A 16856-nucleotide genomic window follows, 5' to 3' on the forward strand; every position below is an offset into this window, starting at 1 on the left:
GGAAACTGCATTGTCAATCAACAGCGATAATTGATCGGCTGGGACAACTACTAAGGTGGAGGAAAGCGGAAAACGGCTCACGGGGTTTTGGGTTTGTTTGGCCCAAATTTGTGGCTGTTGGTAGTCCCCTTTTAAAACGGGGAAAGGGGAAAGTGTAGGGGGCTAGGTGGCGAATTGCCTGACTCGCTGAAGTAGAACCAAGTCTTTAACGCCATGTCCCTCGTGACGTAAATCGCTTATTATCTGGTCAATACGTTCTTTTTTAAATATAACCTCTCCACCGATGTATTTAGGGTACTCACGCCCGACGTCCTTTGCCGTTCTTTCCCCTTTATTCCCCTTTGGTTTTGGCAGTAGTAGGGCCACTTCTTCATAGGTTGCCGGTCCTGGATCACGCTTCAAAAGTTCTTTTAAGGTCAGTTCCTTGATTAGGTAGCCAATAGCACCGCTTTTCTTCCGTGCGCTAGTTCCCTCCTCCAGCTCCTTTACAAAGCGGTATAGGGCTTCGGCGTCCCCCTCAGGAAAATGAACTTCCATCTTTCTTGCCAATTGGGGCGGGGCAAAGTGATAAAACCTCAGGTGGGGAGACCGGGCAATTCTGAACCACGTCTCATAAAGCTCATTTTTCCATCCTCCCTGTTCTGAGGGGTAGCGAAATCCGTTGGATGTATAGACACTTCCACCCCTGGCAAATGTGTCTAGCCCGTGAAAGTCTCTGTCCGTAAAGGCTTTAGCAAACTGTGCTTCCTGAGCTAGCCTATCAGGATGCCCATCGGGCAGGTGGCTAAGCTTACTGTACCGACTTCGGTAGGCTTTTAAGGTCGCTGCCACGTACTTTTCCCCAAGCTCTTTTTGCTTGGTTTCGATTTTAGCGTACTCCTCTTTTGAGAGGTAGTCTCCCGAAAACAACTTTCCGGTTTTCTTAGCCGCCTCATTGCTGAATGCCATCCAATGCAGACCCCAAGCACGCTTTTGGTAAAGTAAATGGTTAACCTGGTAGACTTGCCTACCCCTTAGCCAGTCCTCATAGGTCCAAACCTGGATGTCGAGACTAGCGGCAATCTCCGGATAGAATCGCTCCAGTTCGCTTACGTCATACAGAAATGTATGGTTACCAACTTCCTCAAACCGACTAACGGGAGTAAGATCCAATATAAAGTGGGCTACAAGAGCCGCTTGTCTGCGCTGTATAGCCTGCTCCTCAGGTAATGCAATGAAGTGTCCTTGTACGGTAGGAGGGTCACGGTACTTCACTGCAGCTTGCGTTGCTGCTATCTCTTGCAGCCGCAGCAGTTTGTACCGTTTAGTAGGCTCGGCGTTTACGCGATTGAGGAGCTCTAAACACCGTAGGGCAACTTCATCAAGATCCACTTTTCCTACGGAAAGGGTTTCCCCAGGGTGATTAAAGTCCTGGTATTCAATTAGCTCAACCCTTTGCCGGACTTCCTCCAAAGTCAACTGTAAGTCTTGCATTTCACCAAGATGATTCATCATAACACCCGAACAGGTCACCTAGACCCGGACAACCTTAGCAAATCTAAACATTCAGGGCTGTTTAAAACAAATATTGTCAAATATGACTAACTTTGCGCCTCAATAAGACTGGTTTTCCGGGCGGCCCCTTTTTTTGGGCCGCCCTTTTATATGGCTTTCAGCTTAGCTCTACTCCAGGCAGCATCAAGCTCAGGTCCAAACTCCATCGCTAAGTGTTCGTCCTCCGGATTGTCGTAGGTCGTTAGCTGAATAGGGTTCTTGTGACCCGTCATTCGCATGATTTGCGCATCTGGAAACCGCATGGACCGTAGCAAGGTAACCGTAGTACGGCGGGCGGTGTGTGAGGTGACTACTGACCACTTAGGCACAACGGTGCCGGCGTAGTCTTTTTGCTCCCCGTCTAGCTGCGTCACGGTTGTAGCTTCACCTAGTGCAAGTCTAGCTACCTCTTTTAGGTAGTCGTTGAACTTTTGGCCGCTGATTTTCGGCGGGTCAAATTTTGCCGCGCCGACGTAGCCATACTTTTCCAAAGTGGGAACGATCCAATCCATGACGGGGCCGGCCGCCGTATGATCCGTTTTCCGCTGACGTTCGATCCGGTAACGGTAACCTTTGCCGCCCGGTAGCGGATGAAAGTCTATTTGTTTCAACTTGTGTATTTACTCGTAGTGGAAACATCGTTCAGGAAAGCAAGAGCGTGGCTATAGCCTAAACTATAAACCGAAAAAACATCAAAGTGTCGAAATCACTAGATGTTGTGATTTTGATTTCTCAGTTTGGATTCAAAAGTGGTGGATACTTAATTTGTCAAACACTAAAACTAAACGCTGTTATGGCCTGTAAAGCTATGGCTTGCGCCATGATCTTATTGTGTGCGTCTAGTTGCCATGTGTTTAAACCTGAAAACCGGCCCCGAGCTGGTATCTCAAGGCAACAATTGTTTACGGCAACCGCAAACGTGGGGGGTGTTGACAAGGTCCTTCCTACAATGTTTTGGTCGCACTATGATGCGACTCAAAGGGGGGGAGTATACTTAGTTATGCCAGATGGAACAGTAAAAGTTTTGGCCGAAAACCCGCCTGATGTTGCTTTAAGCTCCGCTATCACAACTCTAGCCAAAGCAAAAGTGAAAGATGAGATTGAAGCAGAGGCTAAACTAACGGCCATAACTTCTGTCGCTGAATTAGGATCTCGTAACGCTGCGAATTATATGATTCGTGACCTTGCTTTTAGGATTGAGGCATTGCAAAATAATACCGGCGGAATAGATCCTGCAGTCATTGATCTTTACAAAGAGCTACTTACAGTGGCGGAGAGTGTGAGTGCTTCTGAAAATATCTCGCAATCAGACGTGGCACGTTCAGAAGAGATCACAGCTATAATAAAATTGATAGAAACTCTTAACGATCCAGAATATAATGGTATTGAAATCGACCCAGGTCTAATTGACTCGATGCTGAGAAACGCAAGTGAGAGATAAGCCTTCTCCAGCATAGATTTATTTCGATCTGCTCCAAGCAGCATCGAGCTCCGGTCCAAATTCCATCGCTAAGTGTTCGTCCTCCGGATTGTCGTAGGTTGTTAACTGAATAGGGTTCTTGTGTCCCGTCATCCGCATGATTTGCGCATCTGGAAACCGCATGGACCGTAGCAAAGTAACCGTAGTACGGCGGGCGGTGTGTGAGGTGACTACCGACCACTTAGGCACAACGGTGCCGGCGTAGTCTTTTTGCTCCCCGTCTAGCTGCGTCACGGTTGTAGCTTCACCTAGTGCAAGTCTAGCTACCTCTTTTAGGTAGTCGTTAAACTTTTGGCCGCTGATTTTCGGCGGGTCAAACTTCGCCGATCCGATGTAACCGTATTTCTCTATGGTAGGAACAATCCAGTCCATGACGGGACCAGCTGCCGTGTGATCCGTTTTCCGCTGGCGTTCGATCCGGTAACGGTAACCTTTGCCGCCTGGTAGCGGATGAAAGTCTTTTCGCTGTAGCTTGCTGTAGTCACTCCATCTTTGGCCGGTAGCAACCCCGATTAGAAAGAGGTCGCGGACGCGCTCTAACCGGATATTTTCGCTCAGGTCTAATTCTATGAACTTATCCAGCTCAGCCCGGCTAAGGGCAAGCTTGGGTAGCTTACGGTACTTTTGAGTAGTCCAGTTCTTAAACTTGTAGCCGTAGTCCATAAGGTCACGGTCAGCGGCGCGGCGGGCAATTTTGCGGAGACTGGTCATCATCTTATGCACCGTTTGCGTACTGTGGCCTTTGGTGCGGAACAGGAACTTTTTTAGGTCGTCAATAGTGAGTTCATCCAATTCAGCAAAGGCTATTGTCCCCCCGTGCCGGAGGTCCGCGTATTCCCGTAGCAAGTTGACGTGGTTGTTAAGTTTCTTCCAAGTGCTATGCGCCTGACCGGGGCGGCCCTTCGTGAGGTCGCGGAAGGTTTCGGCAAAGCGGACAAAGTCGGAATGATCCAATTTGCCCCCTGCCGGCTCTATTTGGGGGCGGGGCTTTAGCTCCAGGCGATATTCTAGTTCAAGCTTAAAGTTATCGGGAGAAAAGGTTGCCAAAGCTTCCGGAGAGTCCAACTGCCAATCTTGGTAGAGAGCCAACGCTTCGTGTCCGTAACGGTCTAGCCGTTCGTTGAGCTGTTGATTCTCTACGTTCCGGGCGGTCACTTTTGCGCGGCGGGTTTTCGTACTCCACTGTTTCGGGTTGACCCTTTCGCCGGTGCTCCATTTGATCCGCTTGCCGTTGACCGTCAAGGTTAGGTAGATAAGCGTCTCCCGCTCCGACTTGTCTTTAAGGATGTACCGAACCCGCACGGGGTGCCGTCTGCTAGCGTGTGTCATGTGCCTTATTTGTCCCCCAAGATAAGACAGGGGACGTTTAAGGGGACAAATAAGCCGGTCTTGTTGGTTTCTGTTGGGTGTTGTTAAGAGTATTGGGCGGCTGAAACCTAGTATTTATGTCAGGTTTTGACAGGTTTTGTATCTTAGGTTTTCTTAGGGTTCAGGTCTCTCAGCGACCACATCCCTTATTCAGCAGCCGCGGCTGCCCCGGAACGCCCGGCCAGTTCTCTGGTCGGGCGTTTCTGTTTTGGTTCCATCCTCTACGCTGCTGGCATACAATCTCTACCGGGCCAATCCGCCCCGTAGCCGCGCCTGCCATAAACGGGCCCCGCTTTTGCTTACGCGATCCGGGCAAGGAGATGCAGAATCTGCATGATTTCCAAAATGTAGAAAGCATCTAGAACTTTCAATCTGTAGAGTGCTGATTTAGAGGAGTAATTCTGCTGGCACGCTACTTGCCCTTATGCTGCCGACACCCGCTCGATAGTTCGAGCCTTATGAACAAATGCAGTGCCGCCCTGATGGCGCGCCCTCGCTACTTAACGTTAATTATGTAAGATCACAACCGCGGTGGAAACGGAATTTTATTCCACCGCGGCTGTGGTCCAGCGAGACCGCCGGGCATCCATCCCGTCTGATTCGTAGCATCCCGGTTGACTACCTGATCGGTTCGTCGACACCTCGGGATTTCCCAACTGTCCGCAGCGGGAAGTGCTACACCCGGTCTTAGCAAGATCCAAGTGGCCGTTACTGCCACCAACTTATAGTGTCTATTGTGTTGTCAAGTGTCTATAACTGAAGTGGCCCGGCAAACGCCGGGCCACGTTTTTTTGTGGAAACGACACTTCGGGCGTAGCACACGCTTCCTCCGCCGGGCGATCCGATAGCGTGCCGTCCCGGCAAGGGGAATTTGCCGCCAGGCTCCGGTGATGCGCCCATACTCACCAAAAGCTTTACCCAATCGTCAAACTGGCTTAACGTAGCCGTAGCCATGGGGGCCTACCTTTACCGAGCGGAGGAAAGACTTAATCCTAGTTGACGTGTATTGCCTCATCGTTTAGCCTACCTTTTCCAGTGAGCCTTTGCATTTTGAATTGATCGTTCCGTTTTGGGACGGTCTTTTCTTTTTACGGAAATTACCCATTGGACCGTTGACGGTTTGCCACGGAGGGCAGCGAACGGGGGCCTTCCGGATTGAAGATGTCGTAAACGGTTTCATACGGTGCCACTGGGTGGCGCGAGGCCGGTCAGTGGGCCACTGTTCCCCACCGGAATTCACCATCGCGCGGTTCGCTAGTGGAATGGGGAAAGTCCGCACCCGCGCTCCGGCGCCAAAAACTGCCGCGTCCGCGTCCTTCCTTCCGCTTCGCCGTCGTGGGTAACTATGGCCGACCGCATCGGTTGATACATGTATGGACAATCGATGGAATAATTCCAAATATGGGAATTAATCGTCAAAAATATAAAGTGTAAAAAGCTGGTAGCTAATAAATTGAATAGTGGCACGGGGGTTGCTATTACTTGGCATGACCTGCTCCGTTGAAGAGCGAATGAACAAATGCAATCCATGTTTTCAAGAGCCGACTAACTACGGGCTTAGGGCATTATGTACAGACACCGTGACTGGCGAAAGAGACTGAATAGAGCGCCAGACACATTGTTGCCGGACCCCAAACCGGATTCCGGCGGGTTTTAGTATTGTTTTTCCCTTGTTGACCGCCCACCCGGCCGGCCACTCGGGCGACGGGATTAGGCCCCCGTTGCCCCGTCGGCCGGGGGGCATTTTAATCCCTCACGACTAAACGCACCGTGGCTATCGACGCCCCGATGATATCTTCTTTCAATTGTGTAATTCATGTGTAATTGCTATACGTGGCCCGGCGCTCGCCGGGCCACTTTTTTTGCGTTGGGGGTGGCGGTGCTCATCCGGTGACTAAGGGGGCAGGGAAAATAATATTCCAGGAAGCGTGCCGAATGACGGTATGGCACACCGGTAGCGATTCAGCCTTTGGAAGTTTTCCGGCGTCTGGAATAAATGTGAAAAGCTATTATGCGTAATAATATGAAAGTCAGTTGCCATATAAAATGGCACGGGCCTTGCTCCTCTTACCGTATCCTGGCAATCCGGCAAAAGCGGAAAACGATCCACTCGGAAGGCCGGCGCACCCAAATTAATCCAGGCCTAGCTTCCGCCACCGTGCGGGGTTGCTTGCGGGCCTACCAGATAAAGGTGTTTTACTGTTTTGATTAGATAACTTTTGGGTCCTCGTGGCGGCAGGCAATTGATCTTGCCGCACCCGAGGCCTTTTTCGCCGCGATGATCGCGCCTAAAACTCAAGATAAGTGTCGATTGACACGCCTATGTAATTGTGTTATTCAAGTGTCGTATTTACGTGGCCCGGATAGTTCCGGGCCGCTTCTTTTTACGGCATATCGATCCGGGGATCCGGCGGGGGTGACCGTTGATCCCGATGCTTTTCCGAGCAAGTCACGCTTCCGTATGGATGCGCCCGCCCCTTTTCCCGGCCTCCCGACAACGTATAGGGCGTACTACCCCCTCCATTATTTTCATCAGACGGATCGGTCAGGTGCTTTTCCGTGGCTGCCTCAATAGTCCCTGCCGCAGAAAGGCAACCATCGGATGGCTTTAGCATACTGTCTGAAATCCGTACCCTTTCCATGCGTTGGAACATATTTCATCCATATACATTCGTAAATGATTGTTTTACAGATCAATAAATATTGGTATTCTCTTTGATATAGAGTAGGCACAGACACGGTGCCCAAATGGGTGCCAATAAAACAGGGGTATACCATCCCTCACTTTGATCAAACTCTATTGATAATGATTACGCTCCTTAACAACCGATTTTCCCGCCCCGGCATTTTTACGCTATTTGTGGCGCTCATGCTTACCACCGCTAGCCATGTTCATGCCCAGGAGGCGAAGGAAAGCGATAGGTGGCAAACTAGTTACGATGGCGAGTTATCCCCGGAAAAAACCCTGGTCGCTTCGCTGATTTCTTTTGGCGGCGAAGCGCAGGAGAAGGTCAATCACCTCCGTTGGACGGCCGGAAATACCAACACGGCGATGTACTTCAGCGTCGAACGTAGTAAGAGCGGAAACGCCTGGGAGGAGGTCGCCGTGTTTAAGGGAGGGGACGCTTCCGATGCGGTAACGGAGTACCTTTTCGTCGACACGAATCCGGCCGCTATCACCCAGTACCGGCTTCGTATGGAAAGGAACGGCGCGGTCTCGTACCTGACCGAAGCCGTTGAGGTGTTCAGGTGGAATGCAGTTTCCGAGTTGTAAACAAACCAACGCCCCCTTAAGCGGCTCATGACGAATAGCCCGACTGGGTACCCGGTCGGGCTATTCGTATTTGGGGAACTCAGCTCGGTTAGCCAGTGAAAGCGCTTGCTTATTTAGCTTGCGGAGTAAACGGCGCCGGGGCAGCCGCTTCCGCGGTGGTCGGGCAGGTTAGCGGTATTTAGATAGCAGTGACCGCTACTGGTCGTGCTATCGGAATAACGACACTTTGTGGTTGCCGGCACATCGGATGCCGCGGTAGCCGGGGTAGGCCCCTAGGGGTCACGGCGCGAAGTCAGGACGGGCCACGACTTGCCATCGCGTCGTTGGCCTTCCCAACTGAAAACCTTGGGTAGTTTCGCGATCTTAGGGTAAGGTCCCGTAAGGTTGAGCCTGCGCGACTTTCACGCGCTCGCCGGGCACCACGCTGCCGGCGTCCTAGCTCCGCCCAACTTCGATCTTCGACCCATAGCTATCTAGCCCGGAGGCAAATCCGGCTGGAATGCTCTGTCCACCCGCTTGCATACCGGCCGGTCAACCTACCTCAATCAACGGTACTACTCAATGAAAGGTAACCCATAGACCGGTCCGACGCCTGCGTGTTGAGGGCGTCCTGACGCGGATAAGACCACTCCATCGGGTAGTTTCAACCAATGAGGCTCACTGGCGGAAAGGCTGTAGGAAAAGTCGGGAATTGGGGGGATCGCCCGGCCGTGTTCAGATTTCGGACCCCTGCCATTTTTTGGAACGAATAATCATTATGTGTCTATGTAAAATATTGAATACAAAGTAGTTGTATTGCGGAACGTCGTTTGGTATAGGGCAGGCAACTTATAGACATCCGCACACAATTATTACTAACAATGTTTTATTTCCCCTCCTTTGTTGCCCCGATCGTCCTACGGTCTTTTCGTCCGATCGTTTTTATTATGGTGTTCGGACTGGCCGCCAGTCTGTCCGCCCAATCCTTTAGTGGGCTAAGCTTTGACGGAAGCGATGATTTTGTAACCCTCGATCCGCGGTTGGCCGAACAGCTAAGCGGTAAGAAGCAGGTAACCCTGGAAATGCGGGTAACCTTCGATGCGCTAAAGAGCTTCGATGCCTTGTTTTCCTTCGGTAGTTCGCAGGGGGCTAAAAAATCATACGTTTTCGAATTACAAACCAGCGGCGGGGGCGGCAATTACCTCGCCACGAACGTCTCCAATGGAAAAGAAGATTTTCGGGTAGCGGACCAGACGCGCCTGGAAATCGGACGGGAGTACCTGATATCCCTGGTTTTCGACGGTACGCAACGGGAGGCTACGGAGCGCACCCGACTGTACATCGACGGGGCCCGGCAACAGCTTACGGGGGGTAAAAATGCACCATCCGTAACGGCCGACCTGGATGCGGACACCCCGATTTACATCGGTCGGGAAAAGAACCGGTACGCGAATATTACGGTAAGCGAACTACGCCTGTGGAAAACGGCGCGAACGGAGCAGGAGATCGTGGCAAATGCCGTCGAGCAAGCCGACAACGGCGTCGATGCGGATATGATCGCCAGCTATGGTTTCAACAAACCCTACGGAGAAACGGACCCCCAGGCACTCCGTACCCTCGAGGATGCCGGCGGAAATGCCTTCCCGGGCACCCTCAGTAACTTTGCCTTTACGGGTTCCAGTTCCAACTGGGTGGGCATGGCCGCGGTACTGCCGGTGGAGCTGATCGCGTTTTCCGCCACGGTTACCGCCACCGAGAATGACCTGGAATGGACGGTAATCAACGAGCGCGACCTCAGCCATTATACGGTGGAACGGTCGACTTCCGGATCCGGCGATTGGTCACCCGTGGCTACGTTTCTTGCTAAAGCCGGAGAACAGGTCAGTACCTATACCTATCGGTACTTTGACGTGGCCCCGGTTGGCAGTGCCTACTACCGGCTGCGCATGGTGGACATCGACGGAACGTTCACGCTGAGCGAGGTGCGGTATGTGGGTCGTTCCAGTGGGGATAAGCTTGCAGTGTACCCAAACCCTGCTACGGACCACTTTACCCTTGCTTTGCCGGTCGGGGGAGCGGTAAGCCTACAACTCTCGGATGCTTCCGGCCGTCAATTGTGGAGCAAGCAACTTCCCGCCGGCACTACGACCATAACCGAGTCGACGCGCGATGCCGCTCCGGGCTTGTATATCCTCACCGTACGCATGAATAGCACATCCTGGTCGCAACGGCTGGTCATTCGCTAAAAAGTTGCGGCCCGGACGTCGCCGGGCCACACTGAATAGAGACACTATGAACAAACACTAGATAGTAGACAAACCGGTAGGCCTTTCATCTGGGCACGAACCCAGGATGCGCACGTAATCGAGGCGAATCGGTTGTAAATTTTGGGTGAATCAGCAGGGTTGAAACCAGGTGTATCGCGAAAACAGCATATGAACTACTGATTTTCGGTTATCGTATGGCTTGAACGCGAGACAAAATTCTGGTATTGTAACAAGTCATCATATTTAAGAAGTTAACCAAAGGTCCACGGGCTGAAAAGCCTCACCATCGAATAGCCCCCGGTCGCTGAGCTTCAGGCGGGGGATGACCAGCAGCGCCAGGAAAGAGAGGGACATGAAGGGGGACCGTAGTTCGCAGCGCAACTTCCGGCGTACGAATCCACTTAGTTCGCCGTAGCGGGCGGCTACTTGCGGTCCGCGTTCCAGGCTCATAATCCCGGCTACGGGCAGGGGCAGCACTTCGAGGTACTCGTCCCGCCCCGCGGCGATTCCTCCCCGCTCGGCGATTACGGCATTGGCGACGCGACAGATGGCGTCGTCGTCGACGCCTACGACGACGATGTTGTGGCTGTCGTGAGCTACACTGCTGGCGATGGCGCCGCGCTGCAGTTTCATACCGTGTACGAATCCGATGGCGGGCGGGGCATCGGTGTAGCGATTGATGACCGCGATCTTGAGCAAATCCCGCTCCGGGGCGGCCACGGGACAACCGTCGGCGTCAAGCACCGGCAGCATTTCCAATTGGTCGGTTACCAGTTCGCCATCCGTAACGCCGATCACCCGGATCCTGGCGCCGGCCTGGCCGGGTGCCACGCGGAAGTCATTCACCTTTTTGGGGGAGCAACGGAAGGTATTGATCGGCTCGGGGCGATAATCCGGTAGCAGATGCGCACCGGCTTCGGCTACACGGATACCGTTGATCCAGGTAGCCATGACCCCGAAGTGACGCAGGTCGTCGACTTGGATGAAGTCGGCCCGGTCGCCGACCCGTAAGCGGCCGATGTCAAGATGGTAGTGGTCGACGGCGTTTCGGCAGGCGATATGGAGCACGTTAAAGAGGTCGTGCCCCCCGCGGACGGCGCGGATCACCAGGCGGTTGATGTGGCCGGCCATGAGGTCGTCGGGGTGGCAGTCGTCGGTACAGAACATGAGCCGGTCGGGAAAAGCATCGATGAGCTCTTCCAGGGCGGCGTAGTTGCGGGCGGCGCTTCCTTCGCGGATCAGGATCTTCATGCCGGCGGCAAGCTTGTCGCGCGCCTCGGCGGCCGTGAAACATTCATGGTCGGTACTGATGCCGGCGGCGGCATAGGCGGCGGCTTGTTCTCCGCGGAGGCCGGGGGCGTGCCCGTCTACCGGCTTTCCCGCCCGCCGGGTGGCGGATATCTTGGCCATGACGTCCGGGTCGTTCTGAAGTACGCCGGGATAATTCATCACTTCGCTCAGGTAGCGGATATCGGGGCGGGATACCAGTTCGGCCACCTCCTCGGGCCCGAGCCTTGCGCCTGCGGTTTCCGCCCCGGTAGCCGGTACGCAGGAGGGCGCCCCGAAATTGATGCTGAGCGGGGTATGCCGGGCATTGTCGATCATGAATTCCACCCCTTCCATACCCATGACGTTGGCGATCTCGTGGGGGTCGCTTACCGTGGCTACGGTGCCGTGGACGACCGCCAGCTTGGCGAACTCGACGGGCAGCAGCATGGACGACTCGATGTGCACGTGGGCGTCTACGAAACCGGGCAGGATGAACCACCCCCGCTTGTCGCGGGAGGGGTCGCGTTCGATGGAGGCGATGCGGCCGTCTTCGCCGACTGTCAAGACCGCGCCGTAAATTTCCCGGGCGTCGAGGTCGACGTACCGGCCCTTTATTTCCTGCATGTGGCGGTGGAATGGTGTCTTGACCCAACGGATAGGGTGGCCACGGGTTGTACTTTGGATTGCTTATGGACCAACTGAGGGAAATAATCTTACTGGACTATCTCGGCTTCCGCGTAACCGCCTACCAGCTGTTGTTGATCGGCGTGGCTACGGTGCTGTTGCTGGGGACCAACTCCCTGCTCGTGCGCCGGCTGCTGCCCTGGTACTACGGGCGGGAAGCGGTGAGCCCTAAGAACCGCAGCCGGGTACGCAACGTAACCCGTTTTACCCTGTTCAGCCTGCTGGTCATCGCGATCCTGCGGATCTTGAACATCGACATTACCTTCGTTAACGAAGCGATTCAACAGGCGAGCACCAGCGACGGGCCGCCGGTGTACCTGGTGATCCGCATCAGTACGATCGTGAAGGCGCTGTTGGCCTTCATCGTGGCCAATGTGCTGGACATCCTCATCGAGGAGCTACTCGTGCAGCGCTACCACCGGATGCATATGTCTACGACGGCTACGGCCCAGTCGCTTTCCGATGAAGAGCAGGCCGCCAGTCGGTTCCGGGCCGTACGGCCGTTCATGTATACGATGGCCGCACTCGTGGTGCTCAACGATACGGGCCTGGCTGCCCTCGTCCTGTATGCCTTTCGCGACGCGACGGGAGAAACGACCTCCACGATTACCGTCGGCAACGTCGTCTTCGCGTTGGGGGTCTTCCTATTCCTGCGCCTGCTGCTGATGGCGGTGACCAACCTGATCCTCGGCGCTTATTACCGCCGCTCGAAGGTAGACTCCGGTAGTCAGTACGCCATCAACCGGCTCATCACCTACTTCGTATACGTGGTGGGCGTACTGCTGGTGATCCAGGCGGCGGGCTTCGATCTGGTGGTGCTGTGGACCGGTGCCGCGGCGCTATTGGTGGGTATCGGCATCGGGCTCCAACAAACCTTTAACGACCTTATTTGCGGGGTGATCATTCTCTTCGAACGAGGGGTGATGGTGGGGGACGTGGTGGAGGTATCCAATCACCAGATCGGCACGGTGCGCAAGATCGGAGCCCGCACGGCTACCATCGAGACCCGTGACGACATCATCATCTTCGTGCCCAACTCCAAACTGATCGGCGAGAACGTGGTCAACTGGAGCCAGGTGGAGCGGAAGGCGCGCTTCCACGTGGGGGTGGGGGTGGCCTACGGTTCCGATACCGCGCTGGTGAAGGAGATCCTGCTGAAGGTGGCGCTGGATCATCCCCGCATTATGAATACCCCGAACCCGATTGTCCGGTTCCTAGACTTCGGTAGTTCTTCGCTGGACTTCGAGATTATCTTCTGGTCGCGGGATTTTCTGCGGATCGAGGATGTAAAGAGCGACGTCCGCTTTGCCATCGACCAGGGCTTCCGGGAGAAGGGTGTGGAGATTCCGTTTCCGCAACGCGACCTCTGGATACGGGGCGGCAGTGGCCTGGACCGCGTAATCCGTACCCAGGAGGCGGCACATGGGCTGGCGAAAGAAAACGGCCAGTCCACCGGCGACGGGGAATCCGTAGCGGAAACCACTAAAGGAGAAGCGGAGGACAAGAAGTAAGGGGGCGGCGTCCGCGGGTGAAGCGATGGCCACCGCGTCAATCCGTGAACCTCGGGGAAGCCTCCTACGTCCTCCGTGGTGAACCTAAGAACAGATGCAGCTCAACTACAAAACCTACGGCGAAGGCTTCCCCCTCGTCATTCTCCACGGCCTCTTCGGCAATCTCGATAACTGGCAGACCATCGCGCGGCAGTGGGCCGAGGATTACCGAGTCATTCTCGTGGATTTACGCAACCACGGTCGCTCCCCCCACGCCGATGAAATGACGTATCCCCTGATGGCGGAAGACCTCGCCGCCTTCCTCGAGGAGCAGGGCGTGGACCGCTGCCATCTGCTGGGACACAGTATGGGCGGTAAAGTGGCCATGCAGGCAGCTTTGTCCTATCCCACCCTCGTAGAAAAGTTGGTCGTGGTGGATATGGCCCCCCGCCCCTACGGAAGGGGGCACGACGACGTTTTTGCCGCGCTTAAAGCCCTAAACCCCTCCGACATCGAAGACCGCCGCCACGCCGACGAGCTGATGGCCCCCCATATGGCCGACGAGGGGGTGCGGATGTTTCTCCTGAAGAACCTGGCGCGGGATTCCAAGACCGGCTTCCGCTGGAGGATGAACCTGGAGGTGCTGGACCGGGATTACGAGAACCTGATCGGGCCCGTGGGTACCCTGGGCCAGGAGTTTAGCCGCCCGGCCCTGTTCGTCCGCGGCGGCAATAGCGGCTACGTCAAAGACGACGATCTCGACGGGATAAAATACCTGTTCCCGGCAGCTGAGCTGGTCACCGTCGAGGGTGCCGGTCACTGGGTACACGCCGAGCAGCCGGAGCGGTTATTTGCCCTGGTGCGGGAATTTTTGGGAGCCTAAACCCTTCCCGGCCGCCCTGACACATCCGATGTGTCAGTACTGTCATTTTTGCAGTCCGCTTTGTTGGCGAGGCCTGCCACATCCGATGTGTCAGGGCCGTCAGTAGCCTCGACCGGAGGAAGTACGTACCTTTACCGCTGATGGTTTACCGCAATGTCATCCTGCTGGTTTTAGTGCTTTGCACCTGCGCTCCGGCGCAAGGACAATCCAGCCACCGTGCCCTGCGCCAGGGCGATGAAGCCTACCGGAAGGGCGACTTCGAAACGGCCGGACGCGCTTACGGCGACGCCATTCAGGAGGACAACAGCGCCCAGGGAAACTACAATCTCGGCAATGCCCTGTACGAACGCGGTAACTACGAGGAAGCCGCCAAACGCTACGAGGAAGCCGCTGGTCTCACTACGGATCCGGCAATCCAGTCGCGCGCCTTCCGTAATCTCGGTGACAGCTACTACCGCCAGGAGAATTTCGAGCAGGCCGTAGAAGCCTACAAGCAGAGTCTCCGCATTACCCCCGACGACGCCGAAACCAAGTACAATCTGACCAAGGCCATCCGCCAAGTGCAGCAGCAGCAACAACAGCAACAGGACGAAAATCAGGAGCAGGACGGCGAAGACCAGCAGCAGCAACAACAACAGGAAGGGCAGGGCGGCGAGAACGGCGACCAGCAACAGGAGCAAGACGGGGAGCAATCCGAGGAGGGCGACGAAGCGCAGGAGCAACAACAACAGTCCGGTGGCACTCCCGGCCAACCCCTGGCCGACCCCAATCAGCCACAAATGAGCCGGGAAGAAGCCGAGCGCCAACTGGGTATCGCCGCCGAAGAAGAGAAACGTACATTGAGCCGTTTGCGGCAGGCAAACCGGGAAGGATGTACCGGAACCAAAGACTGGTAATCGTGCCACGCCTGCTCATCATAAGCCTGTTGCTGACCTGGGGGCCGCTGCTCGTTGCCCAGGGACAGGACGTCAGCTTCACCGCGGAAGTGAGCAAGGAACGCATGCTTCGGAACAGTACGGTGGAGTACCACCTTACCCTGCGGAACGCACAGGGGGAACAATTAACCCCGCCGGATTTCAGCGCCTTCGAGGTGCTGCGCGGCCCCAGTCGGTCGATCGGCACAACCATCGCGAACGGAGTTCAAACCAGCCAGATGACCTTCAGCTGGATGCTGCAACCCCGACGGACCGGGGAACTATCCATCGGTCCGGCGTCCGTTCAGGCGGGAGGACGTACCTACCGGGCCCCCGGCAAAACCATCACCGTACTCGAAGTGGACGACGCTTCCCAGGCGGGCGCGCCGGAGAACTTTTTGCGGGCCGAACTCAGTACCGACCAGGCTTACGTAGGGCAGCAGATCATCCTCAACCTGAACCTGTACGCTTCGGTCAATCCCATTTCCCGCAACATGGTGCGGGAGCCGAGCCTCGACGGTTTCTTCGCCCGCAGCCGCCGTCGCTTCGATGCCTCCCCCACAACCGTGATCGTGAACGGACGGGAATACCAGCGCCGCACGTTGACCAGTTTGGCCCTCTTTCCGATCAAGAGCGGCACCCTGCGCATCGATCCATACCGCATGGTGATCGGGGCGGTGCGCACCCGCTCCAGCAGTACATTCTCGCGCCGCTTTACCGAGCAGATCCCCGTCAATAGCGATACGCTCACCGTTGCCGTGCGCGAATTGCCCCAACCCCGCCCGGAAAACTTCAGCGGCGGCGTAGGGACCTACCAAATGGATGTGGCCATTGATCGCGACCAGCTAACTACCGACGATGCGCTCACCATGCTGGTAGAGATAACCGGTCAGGGAGACGTGCAACGACTGGAAGCACCGGTACCGGTTGATGAAGCCAACTGGAACGTGTACGATCCGCGGGTGATCCGGGAAGAATTCCTCGACAGCCCATCGGGGATGTTCGGGCGCAAAGTCTTCGAATACCAGCTGGTGCCCAAACGCGCCGGAACGTATACCGTGGCCCCGAGCCTGAATTACTTTAATACCGATACGGAGGAGTACGTATCCCTGAGCCCGGAGACCTTTACCATCGCGGTGACGGGGGGCAGCGGGCAAAAGACGTACACGATCGACACGACTACGGTTTCGGAGGAAGCATTGGTCCTGCGCCCCGCCGCCCCCCTTACTCCGGGCCGCCGCTATGGCCGGAATATGGCGGACGGGCCGGTTTTCTGGGGGCTGATCCTGCTGCCGGTGCTACTCGCTGGCGGCCTGATCGGCTACACCCACTACCGGCAACGGCTAGCGGATCGCGACCCCGCCATCCTGCAACGGCAGCAGGCGGGGAAGGTGGCCGCCGCCCGGCTGAAGGAAGCCCGCGTACACCTGGAACGGGTAGCGGCGCGCGACTTTTACAATGCCGTGGAGCATGCCCTGCTGCATTACCTGCGCGACCGCTTCAGCCTCAGCGTGGCGGAGCTGAGTCGCGCCAACATCAACCAGGTACTTACCGGCGCCGGAGCCAATACCGCCCTCACCGAACGCTACGACCGACTGCTGCAACGTTGTGAGATGGCGCTCTACGCCGGACAGGACTCCGCCGCCGATCTCGGCGATACATACGCCCAGGCCGTGGAACTGATCACGGAGACGGAGCGGCAGCTCAAATAGCCT

The 16856-nt window shown here is 55.7% G+C and carries 11 protein-coding genes; 7 read left to right on the top strand and 4 right to left on the bottom strand.

The window, feature by feature from the left end:
* Window positions 1-162: 162 nt before the first annotated feature.
* Both CLV84_RS01355 and CLV84_RS01360 read right to left on the bottom strand, forming a co-directional pair.
* Window positions 163-1473 (bottom strand): hypothetical protein, encoded by a 1311-nt coding sequence (locus CLV84_RS01355; RefSeq protein ID WP_104417947.1) that lies wholly within the window; start codon window positions 1471-1473, stop codon window positions 163-165.
* Between the two features lie 167 nt (window positions 1474-1640).
* Complete coding sequence (locus CLV84_RS01360; protein ID WP_104417948.1) at window positions 1641-2144, bottom strand: site-specific integrase; 504 nt, start codon at window positions 2142-2144, stop codon at window positions 1641-1643.
* Between the two features lie 86 nt (window positions 2145-2230).
* On the opposite strand from CLV84_RS01360, the gene CLV84_RS01365 reads away from it, so the two are divergent.
* Window positions 2231-2974 (top strand): hypothetical protein, encoded by a 744-nt coding sequence (locus tag CLV84_RS01365; RefSeq protein ID WP_146088671.1) that lies wholly within the window; start codon window positions 2231-2233, stop codon window positions 2972-2974.
* 18 nt (window positions 2975-2992) lie between these two features.
* Here CLV84_RS01365 and CLV84_RS01370 read toward each other — a convergent pair whose 3' ends face one another.
* Window positions 2993-4342: a phage integrase SAM-like domain-containing protein gene (locus tag CLV84_RS01370; RefSeq protein ID WP_104417950.1), complete on the bottom strand. Its 1350-nt coding sequence runs from the start codon at window positions 4340-4342 to the stop codon at window positions 2993-2995.
* 2845 nt (window positions 4343-7187) lie between these two features.
* Here CLV84_RS01370 and CLV84_RS01375 point away from each other — a divergent pair.
* On the top strand, window positions 7188-7655 hold the full coding sequence (locus CLV84_RS01375; protein ID WP_104417951.1) for a hypothetical protein: 468 nt from the start codon (window positions 7188-7190) through the stop codon (window positions 7653-7655).
* Between the two features lie 860 nt (window positions 7656-8515).
* Complete coding sequence (locus CLV84_RS01380) at window positions 8516-9880, top strand: LamG-like jellyroll fold domain-containing protein (RefSeq protein ID WP_104417952.1); 1365 nt, start codon at window positions 8516-8518, stop codon at window positions 9878-9880.
* 264 nt (window positions 9881-10144) lie between these two features.
* Here the strand turns inward: CLV84_RS01380 and ade are convergent, their stop codons facing one another.
* The gene (ade, locus tag CLV84_RS01385) at window positions 10145-11794 is read right to left on the bottom strand and encodes an adenine deaminase (protein ID WP_104417953.1); all 1650 of its coding nucleotides are present in this window, start codon (window positions 11792-11794) and stop codon (window positions 10145-10147) included.
* Between the two features lie 65 nt (window positions 11795-11859).
* Here ade and CLV84_RS01390 point away from each other — a divergent pair, with 65 nt between their 5' ends.
* The 4 genes from CLV84_RS01390 (at window position 11860) to CLV84_RS01405 (ending at window position 16853) form a co-directional block, all read left to right on the top strand.
* Entirely contained in the window at window positions 11860-13365 is a 1506-nt protein-coding gene (locus tag CLV84_RS01390) for a mechanosensitive ion channel family protein (protein ID WP_211295125.1), read from the top strand.
* 94 nt (window positions 13366-13459) lie between these two features.
* On the top strand, window positions 13460-14227 hold the full coding sequence (locus tag CLV84_RS01395) for an alpha/beta fold hydrolase (protein ID WP_104417954.1): 768 nt from the start codon (window positions 13460-13462) through the stop codon (window positions 14225-14227).
* 140 nt (window positions 14228-14367) lie between these two features.
* The gene (locus tag CLV84_RS01400; RefSeq protein WP_104417955.1) at window positions 14368-15123 is read left to right on the top strand and encodes a tetratricopeptide repeat protein; all 756 of its coding nucleotides are present in this window, start codon (window positions 14368-14370) and stop codon (window positions 15121-15123) included.
* A gap of 2 nt (window positions 15124-15125) precedes the next feature.
* Window positions 15126-16853: a BatD family protein gene (locus tag CLV84_RS01405; RefSeq protein WP_170067520.1), complete on the top strand. Its 1728-nt coding sequence runs from the start codon at window positions 15126-15128 to the stop codon at window positions 16851-16853.
* The last annotated feature ends 3 nt before the right edge of the window (window positions 16854-16856 follow it).

This window comes from Neolewinella xylanilytica, from assembly GCF_002934605.1.
Classification (GTDB): domain Bacteria; phylum Bacteroidota; class Bacteroidia; order Chitinophagales; family Saprospiraceae; genus Neolewinella; species Neolewinella xylanilytica.